The sequence below is a fragment of the Herbaspirillum sp. DW155 genome (assembly GCF_037076565.1).
GTDB lineage: Bacteria > Pseudomonadota > Gammaproteobacteria > Burkholderiales > Burkholderiaceae_D > Herbaspirillum.
Genome location: NZ_AP029028.1, coordinates 425,807 through 447,801 on the forward strand (window position 1 = coordinate 425,807; position 21,995 = coordinate 447,801).

At 63.3% G+C, this 21,995-nt stretch carries 23 protein-coding genes and 1 pseudogene; 19 read left to right on the forward strand and 5 right to left on the reverse strand.

All coding sequences use genetic code 11. The annotated features are described in order from the left end of the window. Positions 1–55 precede the first annotated feature (55 nt). Together AACH55_RS01930 and AACH55_RS01935 are read right to left on the reverse strand one after the other, a co-directional pair. A complete protein-coding gene (locus AACH55_RS01930; RefSeq protein ID WP_338717720.1) occupies positions 56–1,183 on the reverse strand; it encodes an anhydro-N-acetylmuramic acid kinase in 1,128 nt (375 codons plus the stop codon). Between the two features lie 80 nt (positions 1,184–1,263). Beyond that, on the reverse strand, positions 1,264–2,661 hold the full coding sequence (locus tag AACH55_RS01935) for a M23 family metallopeptidase (protein WP_338717721.1): 1,398 nt from the start codon (positions 2,659–2,661) through the stop codon (positions 1,264–1,266). Positions 2,662–2,904: 243 nt separating this feature from the next. Between AACH55_RS01935 and tyrS the strand changes: the two genes are divergently transcribed. The 7 genes from tyrS to purH all read left to right on the forward strand — a co-directional run bounded on the left by tyrS (position 2,905) and on the right by purH (position 9,382). Next, a complete protein-coding gene (gene tyrS / locus AACH55_RS01940; RefSeq protein WP_338717722.1) occupies positions 2,905–4,161 on the forward strand; it encodes a tyrosine--tRNA ligase in 1,257 nt (418 codons plus the stop codon). Between the two features lie 12 nt (positions 4,162–4,173). Then, positions 4,174–4,656 carry a D-aminoacyl-tRNA deacylase gene (gene dtd, locus AACH55_RS01945; RefSeq protein WP_338717723.1) on the forward strand — a complete coding sequence of 161 codons (483 nt, stop codon included), beginning with the start codon at positions 4,174–4,176 and terminating at the stop codon, positions 4,654–4,656. An 86-nt stretch (positions 4,657–4,742) separates the two neighbouring features. Beyond that, positions 4,743–5,390, forward strand: coding sequence for a YbhB/YbcL family Raf kinase inhibitor-like protein (locus AACH55_RS01950; protein WP_338717724.1), 648 nt, complete (start codon positions 4,743–4,745; stop codon positions 5,388–5,390). A 9-nt stretch (positions 5,391–5,399) separates the two neighbouring features. Next, positions 5,400–6,044, forward strand: coding sequence for a histidine phosphatase family protein (locus AACH55_RS01955; protein WP_338717725.1), 645 nt, complete (start codon positions 5,400–5,402; stop codon positions 6,042–6,044). 224 nt (positions 6,045–6,268) lie between these two features. Beyond that, positions 6,269–7,288 carry a tRNA dihydrouridine synthase DusB gene (gene dusB, locus AACH55_RS01960; protein WP_338717726.1) on the forward strand — a complete coding sequence of 340 codons (1,020 nt, stop codon included), beginning with the start codon at positions 6,269–6,271 and terminating at the stop codon, positions 7,286–7,288. A 180-nt stretch (positions 7,289–7,468) separates the two neighbouring features. Then, positions 7,469–7,702, forward strand: a complete 234-nt coding sequence (locus AACH55_RS01965) for a Fis family transcriptional regulator (RefSeq protein ID WP_006463627.1) — start codon at positions 7,469–7,471, stop codon at positions 7,700–7,702. Between the two features lie 108 nt (positions 7,703–7,810). Next, complete coding sequence (purH, locus tag AACH55_RS01970) at positions 7,811–9,382, forward strand: bifunctional phosphoribosylaminoimidazolecarboxamide formyltransferase/IMP cyclohydrolase (RefSeq protein WP_338717727.1); 1,572 nt, start codon at positions 7,811–7,813, stop codon at positions 9,380–9,382. An 81-nt stretch (positions 9,383–9,463) separates the two neighbouring features. Here purH and AACH55_RS01975 read toward each other — a convergent pair whose 3' ends face one another. Then, positions 9,464–10,483, reverse strand: coding sequence for a MerR family transcriptional regulator (locus AACH55_RS01975; protein WP_338717728.1), 1,020 nt, complete (start codon positions 10,481–10,483; stop codon positions 9,464–9,466). 96 nt (positions 10,484–10,579) lie between these two features. Here AACH55_RS01975 and AACH55_RS01980 point away from each other — a divergent pair, with 96 nt between their 5' ends. The 5 genes from AACH55_RS01980 to ruvC are packed head-to-tail and all read left to right on the forward strand — an operon-like array spanning position 10,580 to position 14,537. Next, a complete protein-coding gene (locus AACH55_RS01980) occupies positions 10,580–10,756 on the forward strand; it encodes a DUF2256 domain-containing protein (RefSeq protein WP_338717729.1) in 177 nt (58 codons plus the stop codon). Positions 10,757–10,767: 11 nt separating this feature from the next. Then, complete coding sequence (locus AACH55_RS01985) at positions 10,768–12,093, forward strand: FAD-binding domain-containing protein (protein WP_338717730.1); 1,326 nt, start codon at positions 10,768–10,770, stop codon at positions 12,091–12,093. Then, a complete protein-coding gene (locus tag AACH55_RS01990) occupies positions 12,086–12,490 on the forward strand; it encodes a DUF393 domain-containing protein (protein ID WP_338717731.1) in 405 nt (134 codons plus the stop codon). The genes AACH55_RS01985 and AACH55_RS01990 overlap by 8 nt, the downstream gene beginning before the upstream one ends. A gap of 1 nt (position 12,491) precedes the next feature. Then, positions 12,492–13,958 carry an FAD-binding domain-containing protein gene (locus AACH55_RS01995; RefSeq protein WP_338717732.1) on the forward strand — a complete coding sequence of 489 codons (1,467 nt, stop codon included), beginning with the start codon at positions 12,492–12,494 and terminating at the stop codon, positions 13,956–13,958. 36 nt (positions 13,959–13,994) lie between these two features. After that, entirely contained in the window at positions 13,995–14,537 is a 543-nt protein-coding gene (gene ruvC, locus AACH55_RS02000; protein ID WP_338717733.1) for a crossover junction endodeoxyribonuclease RuvC, read from the forward strand. Here ruvC and AACH55_RS02005 read toward each other — a convergent pair. After that, positions 14,534–15,475 carry a DUF808 domain-containing protein gene (locus AACH55_RS02005; protein ID WP_338717734.1) on the reverse strand — a complete coding sequence of 314 codons (942 nt, stop codon included), beginning with the start codon at positions 15,473–15,475 and terminating at the stop codon, positions 14,534–14,536. The genes ruvC and AACH55_RS02005 overlap by 4 nt on opposite strands. 111 nt (positions 15,476–15,586) lie before the next feature. Here AACH55_RS02005 and ruvA point away from each other — a divergent pair, with 111 nt between their 5' ends. The 4 genes from ruvA (at position 15,587) to AACH55_RS02025 (ending at position 18,741) form a co-directional block, all read left to right on the forward strand. Continuing rightward, positions 15,587–16,165 (forward strand): Holliday junction branch migration protein RuvA, encoded by a 579-nt coding sequence (gene ruvA, locus AACH55_RS02010; RefSeq protein WP_338720141.1) that lies wholly within the window; start codon positions 15,587–15,589, stop codon positions 16,163–16,165. 24 nt (positions 16,166–16,189) lie between these two features. Further along, positions 16,190–17,245: a Holliday junction branch migration DNA helicase RuvB gene (gene ruvB / locus AACH55_RS02015; protein WP_338717735.1), complete on the forward strand. Its 1,056-nt coding sequence runs from the start codon at positions 16,190–16,192 to the stop codon at positions 17,243–17,245. A gap of 178 nt (positions 17,246–17,423) precedes the next feature. Further along, a complete protein-coding gene (locus AACH55_RS02020; RefSeq protein ID WP_338717737.1) occupies positions 17,424–18,266 on the forward strand; it encodes a 4-oxalocrotonate decarboxylase in 843 nt (280 codons plus the stop codon). 19 nt (positions 18,267–18,285) lie between these two features. Beyond that, positions 18,286–18,741: a YaiI/YqxD family protein gene (locus AACH55_RS02025; protein ID WP_338717738.1), complete on the forward strand. Its 456-nt coding sequence runs from the start codon at positions 18,286–18,288 to the stop codon at positions 18,739–18,741. A gap of 11 nt (positions 18,742–18,752) precedes the next feature. On the opposite strand, the gene AACH55_RS02030 is transcribed toward AACH55_RS02025, so the two are convergent. Then, positions 18,753–19,217, reverse strand: a complete 465-nt coding sequence (locus tag AACH55_RS02030; RefSeq protein WP_338717740.1) for a DUF2147 domain-containing protein — start codon at positions 19,215–19,217, stop codon at positions 18,753–18,755. Between the two features lie 871 nt (positions 19,218–20,088). Between AACH55_RS02030 and AACH55_RS02035 the strand changes: the two genes are divergently transcribed. The 3 genes and pseudogenes from AACH55_RS02035 to AACH55_RS02045 all read left to right on the forward strand — a co-directional run bounded on the left by AACH55_RS02035 (position 20,089) and on the right by AACH55_RS02045 (position 21,963). After that, positions 20,089–20,457 carry a hypothetical protein gene (locus AACH55_RS02035; RefSeq protein ID WP_338717741.1) on the forward strand — a complete coding sequence of 123 codons (369 nt, stop codon included), beginning with the start codon at positions 20,089–20,091 and terminating at the stop codon, positions 20,455–20,457. Beyond that, complete coding sequence (locus tag AACH55_RS02040; protein WP_338717742.1) at positions 20,448–21,146, forward strand: hypothetical protein; 699 nt, start codon at positions 20,448–20,450, stop codon at positions 21,144–21,146. Before AACH55_RS02035 ends, AACH55_RS02040 begins: the two co-directional genes overlap by 10 nt. Positions 21,147–21,175: 29 nt before the next feature. Beyond that, positions 21,176–21,963: pseudogene (locus tag AACH55_RS02045) on the forward strand (IS5 family transposase). Positions 21,964–21,995: the final 32 nt, after the last annotated feature.

Sequence of the window (21,995 nt, forward strand, 5' to 3'; positions counted from 1 at the left end):
AAACAAAGCCGTCCGGTTCGACACCGGACGGCTTTGTCGTTTCTGTCTGTGCGTGTCAGGCCGGATACAGCGCACCGAGCACCCGCAAGCCGCGCGCGCCCGTCACTGCCGGCAGGTTGCCCGGCAGGCGCAGATCGAAGCGGCGCGCCAGCCACGCGAAGGCCAATGCCTCCACATGCTGCGGCGCTACGCCCAGTGCTGCGGTCGATTGCACACTCGCGCGGCCCTGCAGTTGTTGCTGCAACAGCCGCATCAGCAACGCATTCTCGGCCCCGCCCCCGCAGACGTAGACCTGTTGCGCCGCAGGCGCATGCGCGCCGATGGCATCGGCAATGGTGCTGGCCGTGAGCATGGCGAGGGTGGCCTGCACATCTTGCGGTGCAAGCGGCTCGCCGATGCGCAGCAGCGCGGCCTGCAGCCAGTCGAGGTGGAACAGGTCGCGTCCGGAACTCTTGGGTGGCGGCGCGCGGAAGAAGGGCTCGTCGCGCAATTGCGCCAGCAGGCCCGCATGCACCTGGCCAGAGGCGCCCCAGTCGCCGTTGGCGTCATAAGCGCGTTGCTGGTGCAGATGAATCCAGCCATCCATGAGCGCATTGCCCGGCCCGGTATCGAAGCCGTAAGCGCCGTCTTCCCCGGCCGGCAGGATGCTGATGTTGGCGATGCCGCCGATGTTGACCACGACCCGCGACTGTTCCGCCGCGCCGAAGAGGGCGCGATGGAAGGCCGGCACCAGCGGCGCCCCCTGGCCGCCTGCGGCCACGTCGCGGCTGCGGAAATCGGCCACGACATCGATGCCGCACAGCTCGGCCAGCAGCGCCGGGTTGTTGGTCTGGCGCGTGAAGCCCAGTTCGGGACGATGGCGGATGGTTTGTCCATGCACCCCGACCATGCGCACCTGCGCCACCGTCTTGCCCGCCTGCAGCAGCAACTGCGCCACGCAATCGGCGTAGTGCACCGCCAGCGCATTGGCGGCCAGGGCTTCGCGTTCGATCTCGTTGGGGCCGGCCGACTGCAAGGCCATCAGGTCCGCGCGCAGATGCGCCGGGAAGGGGACATAGGCCGCAGCCAGCGTGGCCGAGATGGCCTGGCCGTCAAACTCTGCCAGCACGCCATCGACGCCATCCAGGCTGGTGCCGGACATCAGGCCGATATACAACAGGGAAGAACCGTAAGAATCGTTCATGGCAGGCAGGGCAGAAAAAGAAAGGGCGGCCGCTGATTCTACAGCGGCCGCCCCCACAGGCGATACGTGACAGCCGCCGTTTATTTGGCCGCCGCCAGCTTCACATCGGTTGCACCCGGCACGCGCAGCATGACCATGCGGTGCTGCATGTCGGCCGCCACTGCGCGGAAGCGCTGCAACTGCGGGCCGGTCAGCGCCTGGTTGTTGGGCACGTCCACCGACAGCGGGTCGCGCGGCTGGTTGTTGACGCGGAATTCGTAATGCAGGTGCGGCCCGGTGGCCCAGCCGGTCATGCCGACGAAACCGATCACGTCGTTCTGGCTGACCTTCATGCCCTTCCTGATATTGGGCGCGAAGCGGCTCATGTGGCCGTAGGCGGTGGAGTAGCCGCTCCAGTGCTTGATGATGACGATGTTGCCGTAGCCATTCTGCTGGCCCACGAAATCGACCACGCCGTCAGCGGCTGCGTGGATGGGGGTGCCGGTGGGGGCCGCAAAGTCCACGCCGGTGTGCTGCTTCCACTTGCCCAGGATGGGATGCAGGCGCATCGAGAAGCCGGACGAGATACGGGTGAAGGCCAGGGGCGACTTCAAGAAAGCCTTCTTGAGCGACTTGCCGTCGAAGGCATAGTAGCCACCGCCGCCGGTCTTGCTGGCCGGGTCGCTGAACCACACGGCCTGGTAGCGGTTGCCGGCATTGTCGAATTCACCGGCCAGCACGCGCCCGGTACGTACCAGATCGCCGTTCTGGTAGTAGGTCTCGTAGACCACGTTGAAGCGGTCACCCCGGCGCAGGTCGGAGGCGAAGTTGATGTTGGTGGCGAACATGTCCACCAGTTGCATGGCGATCGCATCGGGGATCTGCGCGGCATCGGTGGCGGCAAAGAGCGAGGAGAAGATGGTGCCGGCGCGCATTTCCACGCGGCGTTCCAGCACGGCGGGCTGGGCTTGGGCGGTGAACTTGCCGTCCTGGCGCGAGATCACCAGGTTCTTGGGGGTGTCGCTGCCGTCATCCAGCGTGGCCGACAGCCTGATGAGCTCACCGTTGTCGTCGGTCTGGGCCACCACGCGCTTGCCGGCGCGCAGTTGCATCACCGTGCGCGCCAGGGTATCGGACTTGATGAAGGCGGCGGCCTCGGCGTCATCCACGCCCAGGCGGTTGAGCAGGGTGGCCAGGGTGTCGCCGCTGCGCACCTTCTCTTCATTGACGTAATACTGCGAGCGTTCCTCCAGCGCACTGATCTGCTGTTGCAGGTCGGGCAGGGCCAGTTCCTTGGAAATCGGGTTGACCGGGGCATCGCGCAGGTCAGGTTCGGCCGGCGCGAAGCCGGCGGCGCCGATGGTGAAGGCGGCCAGGAAGAGGGCGCTGGCGCCGATGATGCGGGTCTTGGGCGAGGAGGCGGCGACTTTGTGGTGGCAGGACTGCAACGCGGAGAAGCACTGGGACCAGACGTGCTTGAGTTTATCTTGTGGGAACATGCAAACCGAATACGTTAAAATCTGACGTTTCCGTGGCCGATGGCGGGTATGGCTGCAATGCGGCGTTTCCTGTCCCCTTCGCCGTGTTGCGCCCGCGAAACATCGCCTACGGGTCGAGAACGTTTTCCTGCTGCTGAGCTTCTGAGGCCGCGTCCTGGCGCTGGGCAGAAAAAACGAAGTCGGAATTATAGCAACACGATTTAGCGGTCCTGTCCTACAAAAGCCTATTTTTTAGTTATATCGATGAACGCCGATCAGTCCACCTCTCCCGCCGCCGCAGCTCCTTCCCGTTTGCCCCTCACCGACAAGGTGCAGGAGGCCCTGACCATCACCAAGCGCGGTATCGATGAGTTGCTCATCGAAAGCGAATTTGCGCAAAAGCTGGCGCGCGCCGAGCAAAGTGGACAGCCGCTGCGCATCAAGCTGGGCCTGGACCCGACCGCACCTGACCTGCACCTGGGCCACACGGTGGTGTTGAACAAGATGCGCCAGCTGCAGAACCTGGGCCACCAGGTGATCTTCCTGATCGGCGACTTCACCTCCATGATCGGCGACCCGTCCGGCCGCAATGCGACCCGTCCGCCGCTGTCGCGCGAGCAGATCGAGGTCAACGCCAAGACTTATTTTGCCCAGGCCAGCCTGGTGCTGGACCCGAGCAAGACCGAGATCCGCTACAACTCCGAATGGTGCGATGCCCTGGGCAGCCGCGGCATGATCCAGCTGGCCTCGCGCTACACGGTGGCGCGCATGATGGAGCGCGATGACTTCACCAAGCGCTTCAAGGAAGGCACGCCGATCTCGGTGCATGAATTCCTCTATCCGCTGATGCAAGGCTACGACTCGGTGGCCCTGAAGTCCGATCTGGAACTGGGCGGCACCGACCAGAAATTCAATCTGCTGGTGGGCCGCGAACTGCAGAAGGACTTCGGCCAGGAACCGCAGTGCATCCTGACCATGCCGCTGCTGGAAGGTCTGGACGGCGTGGAAAAGATGTCCAAGTCCAAGGGCAACTACATCGGCATCACCGAACCGGCCAACACTATGTTCGCCAAGGTGATGAGCATTTCCGACGTGATGATGTGGCGCTACTACGAGTTGCTGTCCTTCCGTTCCATTGCCGAGATCGCCGGCTTCAAGGCCGAGGTCGAAGCCGGCAAGAATCCGCGCGACATCAAGGTGGCGCTGGCCCAGGAAATCGTCGCCCGCTTCCACTCGCAGCAGGCCGCCGAAGATGCGCTGGCCGACTTCGTGAACCGCTCCAAGGGCGGCATCCCGGACGATATCCCGGAAGTCTCGCTGACCGGCGCCCCGCTGGGCATCGGCCAGTTGTTGAAGCAAGCCAACCTGTGCGCCTCCACCTCGGAAGCGCTGCGCATGGTCGAGCAGGGCGGCGTGCGCATCGATGGCACCGTCATCAGCGACAAGGGTTTGAAGGTCGAGGCCGGCCAGTGCGTGGTGCAGGTGGGCAAGCGCAAGTTCGCCCGCGTCACCCTGGCGTAAGCTGGAGCGCGCATGATCGCTCTCTTGCAGCGGGTCAGCCAGGCCGCCGTGGTGGTGGAGGGCCAGACCCTGGGCGCCATCGGCACCGGGCTGATGGTGCTGGTCTGCGCCGAGCGCCATGACACCGTGGCCGAAGCCGATGCCTTGTTGAAGAAGCTGCTGGCCTATCGCGTCTTCGGCGACGAGGCCGGCAAGATGAATCGCAGTGTTGCCGATGTGCAAGGCGGCCTGCTGCTGATCCCGCAATTCACGCTGGCGGCCGATACCAATTCGGGCACGCGACCGTCCTTCACCCCGGCGGCGGCACCGGAACTGGGACGGCAATTGTTCGATCACTTCGTGGCACAGGCGCGTGCGCGTCACGGGCAGGAACGGGTGGGCACAGGGTGCTTTGGAGCCGATATGAAGGTTTCTCTCACCAACGACGGCCCGGTGACCTTCTGGCTGCAGATCAGGCCCAAGGTGCCGGCGCCCGATATGAACGTTGCTGTATAAATCTCATCCCGGCATTGAAGCCCGTGGGCGTGGCCCCAAATGGATTCGTACTGCGTGTTGAATGTGGCCTTACTTTAGGAGGTGATATGAAATTCTGGAGCGATTCTTTCAAGGACGGTGCCAACATCCCCGGCGAGTTCGCCTTTGCGGTGATGGACCCCAAGACCCACGTGGCCCTGTCTGCCAATCGCAATCCGCACTTCGCCTGGAGCGACCTGCCGGCCGGCACCCGGTCGCTGGCGCTGGTGGTGCATGATCCCGACGTGCCCTCGCGCGGCGACGATGTGAACCAGGAAGGCAAGACCGTGCCGCTGGAACTGCCGCGGGTGGATTTCTATCACTGGACCCTGGTCGACATTCCAGCCAATGTCAGCGAGATCAAGGCCGGTCAGTTCAGCAATGGCGTGACCGCACGCGGCAAGCCGGGCCCGGCGGTGCTGGGCGACGTGATGCCGGGCGCGCGCCAGGGCATCAATGACTACACCGGCTGGTTTGCCGGCGACGGCGACATGCGCGGCGACTACTTCGGCTACGACGGTCCCTGCCCGCCGTGGAACGATGCGCTGGTGCACCGCTACATCTTCACCCTCTATGCACTGGACGTGGAACAGCTGCCGGTGTCCGGCAACCTGGAAGGTTCGGTGGTGGTCACGGCGCTGCGCGACCATGTGCTGGAACAGGCTTCGATCACCGGCCTGTACACCCTCAACCCCAACGCGGTACCGCGTAGCTGAACTGCCCGCATGACCGACATCCTGCTGATCCGCCACGGCGAAACCGACTGGAACGTGGACAAGCGCCTGCAAGGGCATATCGACATCGGCCTCAATGCCGCGGGCCGGCGCCAGGTGCTGGCGTTGGGCGAGGCGCTGGCGGGGGAGGGCATCGATGCCGTCTTCGCCAGCGACCTGCAGCGCGCCCGCGATACCGCGCAGGCCGTGGCGGACGCGGCGGGGTTGTCCGTGCAGATCGACGCGGGTTTGCGCGAGCGCTGCTACGGGGCCTTCGAGGGATTGCGTCATGTGGAGATCGAGGCGCGTTATCCCGAGGCCTATCGACAGTGGAAGGCGCGCGAGCCGGACTTCCGTTATCCGGCCGGCGAGCGCATCGCCGAGACCATGCGCGAATTCTATGAACGCTCGGTAGCGGCCATGCAGCGCGTGCTGGCCACGGGCCGCTATCGCAAGGTGGCCATCGTCACCCACGGCGGCGTGCTGGAATGCGTTCATCACTGGGCCAGCCAGAGCTCCTTCGCCCAGCCGCGCAGCTTCGACATCTTCAACGCCAGCGTCAACCGCCTGCACTGGGATGGCCAGCGCGCCCATATCCGCTCCTGGGGCGAGATCGGACATCTCCAGCGGGAGACGCTGGATGAGGTGGATCGCTAGCGCCCGCCTTCCCTTGCCCGGCATCAACCTGAGAGGTTCGCTGTCGGCCCAGGATGACGGAATTTCCTGTGCGGTGATATTTGCCATTGGCATTTCACCAACAATCAAAGCTGCCCAATAAATAATCAGCCTCAAAGATGTAACCGCGCCCGATTCTTGTTGGGCGGGCCCCGGCAATCGCGCTAAAATAGCGCCCTTCCCCGAACCTCCCCCTGATCCACGTCGTGAACATTGGGCCCTATTCCCTGCGCAACAACGTGTTCGTCGCCCCCATGGCGGGTGTGACCGACCGACCGTTCCGCCAGCTGTGCAAGCAGCTGGGGGCGGGGTATGCCGTGTCCGAAATGGCGGCGTCCGATCCGCGGTTGTGGCAGAGCGAGAAGACTTCGCGGCGCATCAACCACGATGGCGAGATGGAACCCAAGGCGGTGCAGATCGCCGGAGCCGATCCTGCCATGCTGGCCGATTGCGCGAAGTACAACGTCGAACGCGGCGCGCAGATCATCGACATCAACATGGGTTGCCCGGTCAAGAAGGTCTGCAACAGCTGGTGCGGTTCGGCCCTGCTGCAGGACGAGGAACTGGTGGCGCGCATCCTGGACGCGGTGGTGTCGGCGGTGGACGTGCCGGTGACGCTGAAATTTCGCACCGGCTGGAACCGCGCCAACAAGAACGCTCTCAAGATCGCCGCCCGCGCCGAAGCCGCCGGCATCGCCATGCTCACCCTGCATGGCCGTACCCGCGCCGACGGCTACAGCGGCGAAGCGGAATACGACACCATCGCCGCCGTCAAGGCGGCCGTGAAGATTCCGGTGGTGGCCAATGGCGACATCACCACGCCCGAGAAGGCGCGCGAAGTGTTGCGCATTACCGGCGCCGATGCCGTCATGATCGGCCGCGCCGCACAAGGACGGCCCTGGATCTTCCGCGAGATCGACCACTTCCTGCGTACCGGTGAACATCTGCCGGCACCGCTGGTGAGCGAAGTGGAGCACCTCATGGCCGAACATCTGCAAGCCCACTACGCCTTCTATGGCGACTACCTGGGCGTGCGCACGGCGCGCAAGCACATCGGCTGGTATGTGCGCGACCTGCCGGGCGGCGAGCAGTTCCGCCGCAGCATGAACCGCATCGAAGACTGCGACCAGCAGTTGCAGGCGGTGCGGCAGTTCTTTGCCGCTCAGGCCGTGCATGGCGAACGCCTGCAATACGGACTGGCCGACGAGGTGCCGCTGGCTGCCTGAGGCAGTCCGGCAAGAGAGCAGCACGTACGGCAGGACAGGGTATCGGATGCGCCGGCCCCGGTAGCAACGGCGGGCGCAATTGATCAACAACATGGCTTCATCATGCAGCAGCGCGCCCAGGGGGAAAACGGCGCGTTGGATTTGCGGGGTGGCGCCGACAAGAACAGAAGCAGCAGAGCAATGAGCAAAGAAAGTATTGAGGATGTCGTCAAGAAGAGCCTGGAAAAATATTTCCGGGATCTGGGTGAACAGCTGCCCACCAATGTCTACGACATGGTGCTGGCCACGGTCGAAAAACCGGTCTTCGAGACCGTGATGGCGCGTGCCGAGGGCAATCAGTCCCAGGCCGCCGAGATCCTCGGCATCAACCGCAACACGCTGCGCAAGAAGCTGCAGCAGCACGGCCTGCTGTAGCCGCCACCGTCCTTGCCGGCGCGCCAGTGAGGGCGTCGGGAGGGTGCGCGGATGCAGCTTCCTTCCACGGTTTTTCAGGTTTCCTTTTCCTTACCAGTCTTGCCTACCATGATCAAACAAGCACTCATTTCCGTATCCGACAAGGCAGGCGTGCTCGACTTCGCGCGCGCGCTGTCCGCCATGGGCGTCAACATCCTGTCCACCGGCGGCACCGCCAAGCTGCTGGCCGACAATGGCGTGCCGGTCACCGAAGTGGCCGACTACACCGGTTTCCCGGAAATGCTGGATGGCCGCGTGAAGACGCTGCATCCCAAGGTGCACGGCGGCATCCTGGCCCGTCGTGATTTCCCCGAGCACGTCGCCGCCCTGGAACAGCACGGCATCCCCACCATCGACATGGTGGTGGTCAACCTGTACCCCTTCCAGCAGACCGTGGCCAAGGAAGAATGCTCGCTGGAAGACGCGATCGAAAACATCGACATCGGCGGCCCGGCCATGCTGCGTTCCTCGGCCAAGAACCACAAGGACGTCATCGTCATCTGCGATCCGACCGACTACGAAGGCGTGCTGGCCGAGCTGAAGTCCGGCGGCGACCTGCCCTATGAAAAGCGTTTCGCGCTGGCCAAGAAGGTCTTCGCCCACACCGCGCAATACGACGGCGCCATCACCAATTACTTCACCTCGCTGGGTGAAGACAAGCAGCACAGCACCCGCAGCGCCTATCCCGCCACCCTGAACCTGCATTTCGAGAAGGTCCAGGACATGCGCTACGGCGAGAACCCGCACCAGAGCGCCGCCTTCTACCGCGACATCAAGAAGGTCGATGGCGCCCTGGCCAACTACACCCAGCTGCAAGGCAAGGAACTGTCCTTCAACAACATCGCCGACGCCGATGCCGCCTGGGAATGCGTCAAGAGCTTCGACCCCGCCACGGAAGCGGCCTGCGTCATCATCAAGCACGCCAACCCCTGCGGCGTGGCCATCGGTGCCAATCCGCTGGAAGCCTACAGCAAGGCCCTGCAGACCGATCCGACCTCGGCCTTCGGCGGCATCATCGCCTTCAATCGCGAAGTGGACGCCGCAGCGGCTGAAGCCGTGGCCAAGCAATTCCTGGAAGTGCTGATCGCCCCGTCCTTCAGCGCCGAGGCCAAGCAGATCTTCGCGGCCAAGCAGAACGTGCGCCTGCTGGAAATCCCGCTGGGTACGGGTCTGAACGGCTATGACTTCAAGCGCGTCGGCGGTGGCCTGCTGGTGCAGTCGCCGGATGCCAAGAACGTGCTGCTGGCCGATGTGAAGGTGGTCAGCAAGAAGCAGCCGACCCAGCAGCAACTGCAGGATCTGATGTTCGCCTGGCGCGTGGCCAAGTTCGTCAAGTCCAATGCCATCGTCTTCTGCGGCAATGGCATGACGCTGGGCGTCGGTGCCGGCCAGATGAGCCGTATCGATTCGGCCCGCATCGCTTCCATCAAGGCGCAGAATGCCGGCCTGACCCTGGCCGGTTCGGCCGTGGCCTCCGACGCGTTCTTCCCGTTCCGCGATGGCCTGGATGTGGTGGTCGATGCCGGTGCCACCTGCGTCATCCATCCGGGTGGCTCCATGCGCGACCAGGAAGTCATCGATGCCGCCAATGAGCGCGATGTCGTCATGCTGCTGACCGGTACCCGTCACTTCCGTCACTGATTGCGGCTTGCTCCAAAAAATGACGCCCGGCTTCATGCCGGGCGTTTTTGTTGGTGGCGCGTGCGCCGCTGCAGGCTGGTTTCAGCTGTCCTCGGTGATGAATCCTTCATGCAGGGCAATGCGCGTCATCGCGGCTTCAAAACGCTGGCGCGATTCCGAGGTCAGCTGCTGCAGGTATTGATGCAATTGCGCGTCAGCCACATTGCGGTTGGCGCACTGGGCGCTGTAGCGCTCGAACTGCGACAGCTGCATCAGCAGCTCGGCCACGTGGCGCGGGCATTCGCACGCCACCGTGGTGGACTGGTTGGCGAAGGCGATCAGTTCGTTGTCGTCCCAGCGGCGCGCCGGCAGGGCCGTGGCGGCTTCCTCCTCCGCGCGTGCGGGCAGGGACAGCGCCGCCAGGCCGCGCAGCCATTGCAGGATCACCACGTCCGGCTGCGGCGCGCGCAACAGGCTGATGCCCACCGTCGCCAGCGTCTCGCACACGGCCTCGCTGGCAAATCCATACAGCACCGCCATCGGCAGCCCGCTCAGGGCCGGTGCCGAACTCTCCAAGGCGCCCAGCCAGCCGGCATGCAATTGCGGCTCGTGCAGCAGCAGGGCATCCACTTCTTCGCGTTTTAGGGCCATGGCCGCCTGTTCGATGTTCTCGAACGGTCCCAGCAATTGCAGCGGACGGCCCAGGCGCTGCAGCAGGCCCGGCTTGTCCAGCCGCTGCGCCAGCGTGGAGCCGATCACGGCCAGGCGCCACTGGCCTTGCGCGGCCTCCGGCGGCGTCGGCCTGGCCGCATGCAGTTCGGCATGGGTGGCGGCGACCTGCTGGAGCTGATCCATGTCCAACCCCGCCAGGCTGCCGATGGCGTGGCCCAGCTCGGTCAACTGGCGGATCAGCGCCAGGCGCCGCACGTCCGCCTCCGAATACAGGCGCTGGCCGCTGGGTGAGAGCTTGCCTTGGGTCAGCGCATAGCGGCGCTCCCAGACACGCAGGGTGGCGACCGGCATGCGCAGCATGCGCGCTACCGCACCGGTGCGGCGCAAAGCTTCACCGGCGGGCTTGTCGGTGGCCGGAGCAGGGGAATTGGTCGGATGGGCAGGGCTCATAGGATTCTCCATTGAATCATGTTTGACGCAGATTATAGGCGCTAATTTGGCTTCATGAGTCAAGTGTGACGCATTTATTCAGTACAATCCTGAGTCATGAAACCCAGGAACCCGGCCACCGGCTATCGCGGCAACAAGGCGCACTTGCCCAGCAAGCCCTGCGCCGTGTGCGGCCGGCCCATGACCTGGCGGCGCGCCTGGGCGAAAAACTGGGCCGAGGTCCGCTATTGTTCCGAGGCCTGTCGCCGCAAGCGTGCCCACCCCGGCCTTTGAGGAGTCGAGCCATGTATCGCAAACACCAATTCGACCTGGTGCTGGATGCGCCTTCCCCGGAAGACGAACCCGCCGCCGCTTCGGCCCCCGCCGTGCGCGCTGCGGCACCGTTGGCACCGCTGGCGCTGCTGCCCTTGCAGCCCACTCTGGCAGCGGCCCGCGAGCGCATCGCGGCGGTGCGCCCCGGCGCCTACGCCCGCACTCGCAACAGCCTCGATGGCGCCGTCACTGGTCTCTCGCCTTATCTCACGCACGGCATCGTCAGCCTGCGCGAGGTGCTGGCCGGCGTCTGCAGCCGCCATGCGTTGGAGGTACAGCACAAGTTCGTCTACGAGCTGGGCTGGCGCGCCTTCTACCGCTACGTCTGGGCCAGGCGCGGGGCGCGCATCTTCGATTCGCTGCATGCCGGTCCGCTGCCGGAGTCGGCCTATGCACGCGAACTGCCGGCCGACATCCGCGAAGGCGCCACCGGCCTGCCCGTGATCGACCAGGCCGTGCGCACTCTGTACGCCACCGGCACCCTGCACAACCACGCGCGCATGTGGCTGGCCAGCTATGTGGTGCACCTGCGCAAGGTGCATTGGCGCGCCGGGGCGGACTGGATGGTCGGCCATCTGCTGGATGGCGACCTGGGCAGCAATCACCTGAGCTGGCAGTGGGTGGCCGGTACCGGCAGCCACAAGCCCTATCTGTTCAATGCCGAGAACGTGGCCAAGTACGCCCCGGCCGGGTGGCATAGCCCGGGCACGGTGGTAGATACCTCATATGAAGCTTTAGGCGAAATCGCGCTCAATCCCGACCCGGTGGCCGCCGAACCCGCCCAGCGTGCGCGGGAACGCTGCAAGGAGCCGGCGCTGCTCCAGGCGCCACCTGAACATTTGTGCAGTTTGACGCCACAGGCCCAGGCCGTGGCCGGGCGCGATGTCTGGCTGGTCCATCCGTGGAGCCTGGGCGAGCTGCCGTCCGATCTGCCGGCCGATACCGTGGTGGTGGGTCTGTATCTGTCGGACTTCCATCTGCTCTGGCCCTGGGACCAGCGCCGCTGGGATTTCGTCGGCGCGCGCATGCGGGAGCTGACCTCGCTGTGCTGGCACGGTGACGCCGCCACTGTCGGCCGTGCGCTCAAGTCTGCGCGCAGCGTACGTTGTCTGGCTGATCCGCATCTGGCGCCGTGGTTGCCTCTGTGGGCGCAGTGCGTGGCGCCCGCGGAACTGTTCCCGGTGGTCGACAAGCCCAGCGACCTCTTCACCCAATGGTGGCGCCGCAGCACCCAGGGCCTGCAGACCGCCGCCGAACTGCTGGCGCGCACCGAGCGCAGGGAGCGGCGTGATGGCTGATTCCGATGCGGATGAATTGACGGTGCTCTATGACGGCGCCTGTCCGCTGTGCCGCCGCGAGATCGGCCTTTACCAGCGCAGCGCCGGGGATGCGCCGCTGCGCTTTTGTGACATCAGCCGCGCCGATGCGGCCCCCGCCGAACTGCCGACCGGGCTCACGCGCGACCAGCTGCTGGCGCGTTTCCACGTCCGGCGGGGGGATGGCATGGTTTTCAGCGGTGCCCAAGCCTTCGTGCAACTGTGGGCCACCTTGCCGGGATGGCGCTGGCTGGCCCGGCTGGCACGCCTGCCGGGCATGCTGTGGCTGATGGAGCGCAGCTATCGCGGCTTCCTGCGCGTGCGGCCGGCCGTGCAGCGGCTGGCGGTGCGGCTGGAACGCCGCCGGGAGCGCCGCTGAGATGTCCGTCGGCCTGGTCTGGTTCAAGCGCGACCTGCGCTTGCGCGATCACGCGGCGCTGGCCGAGGCTGCGCGATGCGAGCGTGCGTTTGCGGTCTTCATCATCGAGCCGGCGTGGCTGCAGAGCTTTGAATGCGATCCGCGGCATGTGGATTTTCTGTTGCGTTCCCTTGCCCCCTTGCAGATCGAATTGCAGCAGCGCGGCCTGCCTTTGCTGGTGCGCATGGGCGAGGCGGTGCAGGTATTGGAATCCCTGCGCCGCGAGTGGGGCGTGACCCACCTCTTCAGCCACGAAGAAACCGGCCCGGCCTGGAGCTACGCGCGCGATATCTCGGTGAACCGCTGGAGCCGCATCCAGGGCGTGCAGTGGCACGAGTTTCTACAAACCGGCGTGGTGCGCCGCCTGCGCAGCCGCGATGGCTGGGCCACGCGCTGGGTGCAGCGCATGGAGGCGGCGCAGATTGCCAATCCTGCTGGCTTTCATGCACCGCAAGGGATGCGGCCGGACAGACTGCCCACCTTGACCGAACTGGGTTTGCCCGAGGTGCGCCTGCAACCGCCCGCTGGCGAGGCGGCAGCGTGGGATACGCTGCGCGCCTTCCTCGGCGGCGGCGGGCGCGATTATCGGCGCGGCATGTCCAGTCCGCTGACCGCACCCGAGGCCTGCAGTCGTCTGAGCGCGCATCTGGCGTTCGGCACCATTTCCATGCGCAGCGTGCATCAGGCCACCGAGCTGGCCATCGAACACACGGCCGACCGCGAGCTGGCCTACGGCTTGCGCGGGTTCTCCAGCCGTCTGCGCTGGCATTGCCACTTCATGCAGAAGCTGGAAGACCAGCCCGATATCGAATGGCGCAACGTGGCGCGTTCGCTGGATGGCTTGCGTCCCGGCGATGGCGGCCCGTGGGGCGTGGAGGCGCAGGCGCGTTTCGATGCCTGGTGCGAAGGCCGTACCGGTTATCCCATGATCGACGCCTGCATGCGCCAGCTGTGCGCCACCGGCTGGCTCAACTTCCGCATGCGCGCCATGCTGGTCAGCTTCGCCGCCTATCACCTGTGGCTGCACTGGCGGGCGCCGGGGCTGTTCCTGGCGCGGCAGTTTCTGGATTTCGAACCGGGCATCCACTGGAGCCAGATGCAGATGCAGTCCGGCACCACCGGCATCAACACGCTGCGCATCTATTCGCCGGCCAAGCAGGCGCGCGATCATGATCCGCTGGGGGAGTACGTGCGGCGCTGGGTGCCGGAGTATGGTACGGCCGCTTATCCCGATCCCATCGTTGATGAGAAGGCGGCGCTCAAGCGGGCCAAGGAGGCGCTCTACGGCCAGCGCAGCAGCAGTACTGCGCGTGCGGAAGCCGAGGCCATCCAGGACAAGCACGGTTCGCGCAAGAGCGGCCTGCCATCGACCACCCGGCGCGCGCCGCGCCAGAAAACTCAGGATCCGGGGCAGGGTGTCTTGTTCTGACGCGGCATGTCCGCCTGATCGGTTAGACTGGCGGGCATGAAAATCCTCGGTATCGACCCAGGCTTGCGCACCACCGGTTTCGGGGTCATCCACAAGCAGGGCAACACGCTGTCCTATATCGCTTCCGGCACCATCAAGACCCCGGACGGCGACCTTCCCTCGCGCCTGAAAGTCATCCTCGCCAGTGTCGGCGAAGTGGTGAAGTCTTATGCACCCGATTGCGCCGCCATCGAAAAGGTGTTCGTCAACGTCAATCCGCAATCCACGCTGCTGCTGGGGCAGGCGCGCGGCGCGGCCATTTGCGCGCTGGTGGCGGCTGATCTGGCGGTAGCCGAATACACGGCCCTGCAGGTCAAGCAGGCCGTGGCCGGTCATGGACGCGCCCAGAAGGCGCAGGTGCAGGAGATGGTGGCGCGGCTCTTGAAGTTGCCCGGCCTGCCCGGCACCGATGCGGCCGATGCGCTGGGCGTGGCGATCTGCCACGCGCATGGCGGAGGGGTCTTGTCCGGCCTGGGCGCGCTGGCCCCGGCGCTGGCGCGCAATGGCATCCGCATGCGCGGCGGGCGTCTGATCGGTTAGTGCTTTTTCTTGAAGAGGGACAGCACACGCTGCGCCAGCTTCACCACCATCAGCACCACTGCACCTGCGACTACGCCGAAGATGGCATTCAAGACCGCCGGGGTGATCGCCCCGAGGAGCGGACCGGCTACCGCGATACCCTCCACGGCTTGGGCTGCCGCCTCGATGGCGTGATGCGCGAAGGCCAGGCCGTGGGTCAGGATGCCGCCGCCGACCATGAACATGGCAATCGTCCCGATCACCGACAGGCTGCGCATCATCTTCGGTGCGGCCGCCAGGACTGCCCGACCGATGCCAGCCTTGAAGCGTCCCCAGGCGCTTGCGCCCGCATGTTGCACCAGGTAGAGGCCGCCGTCATCGAGTTTGACGATGCCGGCCACCAGCCCATACACGCCCGCCGTCATGATCAATGCGATGCCCACCAGCACCGTGATCTGCTGCTGCAAGGGCGCCCCGGCCACGGTGCCCAGCGTGATGGCGATGATCTCCGCTGACAGGATGAAGTCGGTGCGCACGGCATCCTTGATCTTTTCCTGCTCGTAGACCAGCGGGTCGATGTCGTCGGCGGTCCTGGCGGCGACTTCATGATGTTCTTCCTCGTGGGGAAGATACTTGTGGGCCAGCTTCTCGAAGCCTTCGAAGCAGAGGAAGGCGCCGCCCAGCATCAGCAGCGGCGTCACCGCCCACGGGATGAAGGCACTGATGGCCAGCGCCGCCGGTACCAGGATGGCCTTGTTCTTCAACGAACCCCTGGCGACCGCCCACACCACCGGCAGCTCCCGCTCGGCCCGCACGCCCGCGACCTGCTGGGCATTCAAGGCCAGGTCGTCGCCCAGCACGCCGGCCGTCTTCTTGGCGGCCACCTTGGTCATCAGGGATACGTCATCGAGCACGGTGGCGATGTCGTCAATCAATGCGAAGAAGGCGCTGCCGGCCATGTTTTTTCCTTTGTCTTCATCTGAGGGGGGCTTGGATACTGTTCATCCGAACAGTGCTGTATCATCGCGGGATTATCACAGACGTTGCCTCCCGCGCACATCCCTGACGCCATGATCGGTCGCCTCTCCGGAATTCTCTTGGAAAAAATCCCCCCGAACCTGCTGGTCGACTGCCAGGGGGTCGGTTACGAAGTGGCTGTGCCCATGAGCACCTACTACAACCTGCCGTCCCTGGGCGAGAAGGTCACCTTGCTGACGCACCTGGCCATCCGCGAGGATGCGCACATTCTGTTCGGGTTTGGGACCGCCGAAGAGCGCAATACGTTCAAGGAGCTGATCAAGATTTCCGGCGTGGGCGCGCGCACCGCCTTGTCGATTCTCTCGGGCATGTCGGTGAGCGACCTGGCGCAGGCCGTCACCCTGCAGGAAGCAGGACGCCTGACGCGCGTGCCGGGCATCGGCAAGAAGACCGCCGAACGCCTGTTGCTGGAGTTGAAGGGCAAGCTCGGCGCCGACCTGGGCGCGGTTGCCGGCGTGGTCCATAGCGACGCCTCGGCCGACATCCTCAACGCCCTGCTGGCGCTGGGCTATTCGGACAAGGAAGCGACCCTGGCCATGAAGCAGGTGCCCAAGGACAGCAGCGTCTCGGACGGCATCAAGCTGGCCCTCAAGGCACTCTCCAAGGGCTGAGCCCGGGCAGACAAGGATTAGAGCATGAGCATCCAGACCGACGATTTCTCCGAACAGCGCATCATTTCCGCCACCCCGGCCTCGGCCAACGAGGAAGCCATCGAACGCGCCCTGCGGCCCAAGCAGCTGGACGAATACGTCGGCCAGGAAAAGGTGCGCGCCCAGCTCGAAATCTTCATCTCGGCCGCCCGCAAGCGCGGCGAACCGCTCGACCACACCCTGCTGTTCGGCCCGCCCGGCCTGGGCAAGACCACCATGGCCCACATCATCGCCCGCGAAATGGGCGTGAACCTGCGCCAGACCTCCGGCCCCGTGCTGGAACGCGCCGGCGACCTGGCCGCGTTGCTCACCAATCTCGAAGCCAATGATGTGCTCTTCATCGACGAGATCCACCGCATGTCGCCGGTGGTCGAGGAAATCCTGTACCCGGCGCTGGAAGATTATCAGATCGACATCATGATCGGCGAAGGCCCGGCCGCCCGCTCGGTGCGCCTGGACCTGCAACCCTTCACACTGGTCGGCGCCACCACCCGCGCCGGCATGCTGACCAACCCGCTGCGCGACCGCTTCGGCATCGTCGCCCGGCTGGAGTTCTATACCCCGCCCGAACTGGCACGCATCGTCACGCGCAGCGCCGGTTTGCTCAATGCGCCCATCGTCGAGGATGGCGCCCTGGAAATCGCCCGCCGCAGCCGTGGCACGCCGCGTATCGCCAACCGCCTGCTGCGCCGGGTGCGCGATTATGCCGAGGTCAAGGGCGAGGGCCGCATCACCCGCGAGATGGCCGATGCGGCGCTGGTGATGCTGGACGTCGATCCGGTCGGCTTCGACCTGATGGACCGCAAGCTCTTGGAAGCGGTGCTCTTCAAGTTCGGCGGCGGACCGGTCGGACTGGACAACCTGGCAGCGGCCATCGGTGAAGAGCGCGACACCATCGAAGACGTGCTGGAACCCTACCTGATCCAGCAAGGCTACCTGCAGCGCACCCCGCGCGGCCGTATTGCCACCGGTGCGGCCTATCAGCACTTTGGCGTCACGGCCCCGCGCACCGGGCCCAACGGCGAGCTCTGGGGAGCTTGAGCGCGGCCATTCTCATGGGCCGGATGACTATTGTCAGGGATGAAAAACAGCGTGCTGCACAGCAGTGTAATCTGATGAAATTTCTGTCAGATATCGTCAAAAAGCGAGTTTTTGCTTGTGCAAAAATTAATCGTCATCGACAATGGATAGCTATTCACTATCTTTCGATGTGAGCCCCATGCTAATGTCGAGCCAAGCCCTTCGTTATGCGCATCAGTTGCTGGATGCGCGCGCCCAGTCTCGCATCATCCCGCGCATTTCCGAGTCCGAACCGCTGTCGGTCGAAGACGCCTACGAAATCGCCCACAACATCCGCAACATCCGCGTCGCCCAAGGCGAGCAGCCCATCGGCCGCAAGATCGGTTTCGTGGTGCGCAAGAACTGGGAACGTTACGGCATCCTCGACGATGGCCGCATCCCGACCTGGGCACCGATGTACGACGCCACGGTACGCTTCGCCGAAGACAATCATGGCGTCCAGTCGCTGACCGGAGCCGTGCAGCCGCGTATCGAACCGGAAATCGTCTTCAAGCTCGGCAAGACCCCGGCGCCCGGCGCCTCGCTCGATGAGCTGGCCGATTGCCTGGAATGGATGGCGCATGGCTTTGAGATCGTGGTCTGCCCGTTCCCCAACTGGGAATTCACGGTGGCCGATTCGATTGCCGCCTTCGGCCTGCATGGCACCCTGATCGTGGGCGAGCCGCACGTGCTGTCCTCTGCGACCAAGCACCACCTGCCGCAGATCCTGGCCAGCGCCAGTGTTTCCCTGTCCTGCAATACCGAATCCTCCAGCGTGCTGCGCGCGGCCGGTTTCTGCAATGACGAGATGGATAGTCCCCTGCATGCCCTGTGGCACCTGCACCAGCTGCTGCAGAAGCAGACCCGCTTCCGCCAGTTGCAGGCCGGCGAGATCATCAGCACCGGCACCTGGACCGATGCCTGTCCCATCGGGCCGGGCCAGACCTGGATCACAGCCTTCTCCGGCGTGACCCTGCCGGGTCTGACGGTCTCCTTCGTCTGACCACGGCCCTGCCGCGCTGATGGCCATCTGGGTGGATGCCGATGCCTGTCCGGGCGTCATCAAGGAGATGCTGTTTCGCGTCGCCGACCGCACCACGATCCTCGTGACGCTGGTGGCCAACCGGCCCTTGCGCACGCCGCCTTCGCGCTACATCAAATCCATGGTGGTGCCCGCCGGCTTCGACGTGGCGGACCAGGAGATCGCCCGTCAGGTCGCGCCCGGCGATCTGGTCATCACCGCCGACATCCCGCTGGCCGCCGACGTCGTGGCCAGGGGCGCAGTGGCACTCAATCCGCGCGGCGAGCTGTATACGGCCCAGAACATCGGCCATCACTTGAGCACCCGCAATTTCATGGAAGAGCTGCGCAGCAGCGGCGTGGAGACCGGCGGCCCCGCCGCCTTCAGTGCCAGCGACGGCCGCGCCTTCGCCCGCGAACTGGACCGCTACGTGCTCAAAGCTTCACGTCCGGCCTGATCCCGCGGATATCACTGCTCCCGCAGCCAGGTCTGGGTGCGGCCCAGCATGGGCATGCCGACATAACCGCGCACATTGAGCTTTTGCCCGTCATCGACGACCGACAGCTTGCTCTTGTAGACCTTGCCATTGGCCGGATCGATGATCTGGCCGCCGTTGTACTCATCCCCATCCTTCTTCAGGCCCGACAGGATGGTCATGCCGATGACCGGCTTGTCCTTCAGCTCACCTTCGCACTTCTGGCAGACCGGGTTCTGGTCTTCGTCCGGCGCACGGAAGAGCTTCTCGATCTTGCCGCTCAGTTCGCCATTGTTTTCGCTGATGCGGATCAAGGCCTTGGGCTTGCCGGTGGCGTCATCGATGCTCTTCCACAGACCCACCGGTGAGCCATCGGCCCAGGCGGTGGCGCTGCAGGCGAGACCGGCCATCAGTGCGAGAGCGGTCATCAGACGGGAAGGCCGATTGAGTCGGGGCATGCTTGTCTCCTGGTAATGAAGTTGGACTGTCTGATAAAAAGCACGATTGTTCTAATTTTTATCGGGCTAGTCTACACCAGTCGCTGTCAGCGAGTGCAGGTTTGATGCGCAGCGTGGATGCGATGTTTTCGTGAGACACGTTCCCTTGGTCATGATGGCGTCCCGTCCCCATCGATGTGCCGCAAAGTGTGTGCCTGAGTGCGGGCTACCCAATCGTGATCCGGCTACGCTTTTCTTGCACCAGCGAACACAGCAAAGTTCGGCTGGCCAGCGATGAACTTTTGCCCGGCAATTTTCCTTATTGTTTCAAGCCTTGGCCTATTCGCTTGATGACTGTCTGGCGCGAGCCTCGTGCACAGGTCAGCGGCATCAGATCTACTCAGGTTCATAGATCGTCCGTTTCGAAGGTCCGTTCTTTGAGTGAGGACGTCCGCAATCCATTCAAGACTTGCGATTCGTTGATTTCATTTCTGTCCCGGTCACTTAGCGTCAGAAATGGACGATCCATCCCTTCCTCCTGACCTCCCCGAGATTTAATTTCCTAGATTTTTCCTAATGAAGATTAGGCGAAAGATTGTAGAAATTATTTTCTGCCTGCTTATGCTTGAGAAGGCCAGCTCTTTCAAGAGAGACGCGCTACGCCCAAGTGGCTCCCGTTGCCATACGTATCTTTGATATAGGTAGTTACGGCAATAGAAATCCGGCTCCTGATTTATTCGACCAATATTTTTTAGCTTCCAAGCACAACTGCTATGCAATCTAACGGGTCATTTTTATATCGCATGTTCAGCAGCGATAGAAGCCGCTTTCCGATCGGGCTGATCTTGCTCGCTTCCGCTCTTGCGGTCGGCCTTACGAGCAGGTGCGCGACATGGTGAACTGGTGGATGCGAGCAACCGCCAAGCCCGGTGAAATGGTCAAACAGATCAAGCTGGACAGCGTAGTCACACCGCTGCTGACTTCCTACACCTTCATCGCCGACACTCCGGCCAAAGCGACTGGTGAACTCTACGGCCAGGTCAATACCATCAGAGGCGTCAACGGTCACAGCCTTGGTGGATATCTCTCCACTGCCTTCACGCCTCTGTTCGGTGCCAATGTCGCTGAAGTCACCACCATGGCCGCAAAGATCGCGCTGAAGGTGGATGGACGCGGCGATCTGTTCGCCAAGGGCCGTCAGATCGCGTTGGAAATCGACACTGCAGACACAGAAAAAAGGAGACCTAAAGCATGGGCGTAGTCATCGTTCCCGCTTTCCTGATCGCACTCTCAGTTTTTGTCGTGCTCATGATATTGGCGCTGCGAGTGCCCAAGACGCGATGGGGGAAACTGTTTTGGTTTGCGGTCGTGCTGTCCCCCGTAGTCTGGCTCACATGGGACATTCCATACGGTTATGTCCGGTTCAAGATGGCTTGCTATGCCGATGCCGGTTTGAAGGTCTACGAAAAGGACCTCCCCCCCGCGAGACGTATCAGATTGGTGGAGGGTAGCTTCCTCACACCTAGGTATGTATTCAATAAATTCCCATCGATACAGCAGGTCGAAGTTCGCGACGAAAAATTTAACAATGTCAGACCAACGGCCTACGCAGTTTATGAAAGGGGCGAGGATGGAAAGTTGATTTCAACTGCTATGGATAAGGTCGAGGAAATTCACGGTTCGCTAATGCTTGTCGAGTCTGCGCCCTCTCAAGCAGATTACACGATCAACGAGACGAGGGAGATTTTGCCGTATCGCTTATACAAAACCCACTACACATTACATAGGAAGGAAAAGCAGCTAGTTGCTGAAACTATCGCCTACAGCTACAAAACGGGGGATTTCATCTGGGATAGTTTCGGATGCGGTCCACGCGGGCCAATCTTTTATGAACTAAATACTTTGTTCGCTTTAATTACTAGAATTCATTTCATAAATAGGGTCTGTTAACTTTTTATCGTGCGTGTTAACTTCTTCGTATGGCACGAAGAGAAGAACTAACAGACGAACAATGGGCGATTCTGGAGCCGCTGATACCAGAAACACCTAGACGTGATGATGGGCGTGGACGCCCGGAATTGCACAGCAACCGCGCCGTCATGAACGGGATTCTCTGGGTGCTACGCACCGGTGCGGCCTGGTGTGATTTGCCAGATCGGTTCCCCTCTGGCACGACATGCTTCCGAAGATTTTCGCGCTGGGTCAAGAGTGGCGTGCTACGGCACATACTCGAAGCACTGGCGCAACACCTCGAAGAGGTTGGCCAAATCAATCTTTCCGAATGCTTTATTGACGGCACGTTTGTGTTGGCAAAAAAAGGGGCCCAAAGGTCGGAAAGACCAAGCGGGGCAAGGGTACGAAGCTCATGGTTATTGCAGACGCTACTGGTCTTCCACTCGGCGTGCACACGTCTTCTGCTAGCCCACATGAAGTCACCCTTGTCGAGGCTACCCTCGATGAGATTGTCACAGTGGGACGACCCGAACGAATTATTGGGGATCGCGCCTACGATAGTGATCCGCTCGATCAAAGACTTGCTGCCAAAGGCATTGAACTGATCGCACCACACAAGAGCAATCGAAAAAGAGCGGTCACTCAAGACGGCCGGGCGCTGCGCCGATACCGGCGCCGATGGAAGATCGAACGACTGTTTGCCTGGCTTAATGCCTTCAAGCGTGTACTTACCCGATGGGAGCGTTGCGCCGATCATTACACAGGCTTCGTTCATCTCGCTTTCTCCGTCATCCTCATGCGGCGCTATTTATGAAATGGGTTCTAGAGAACCCTAGTCCTTTTTTA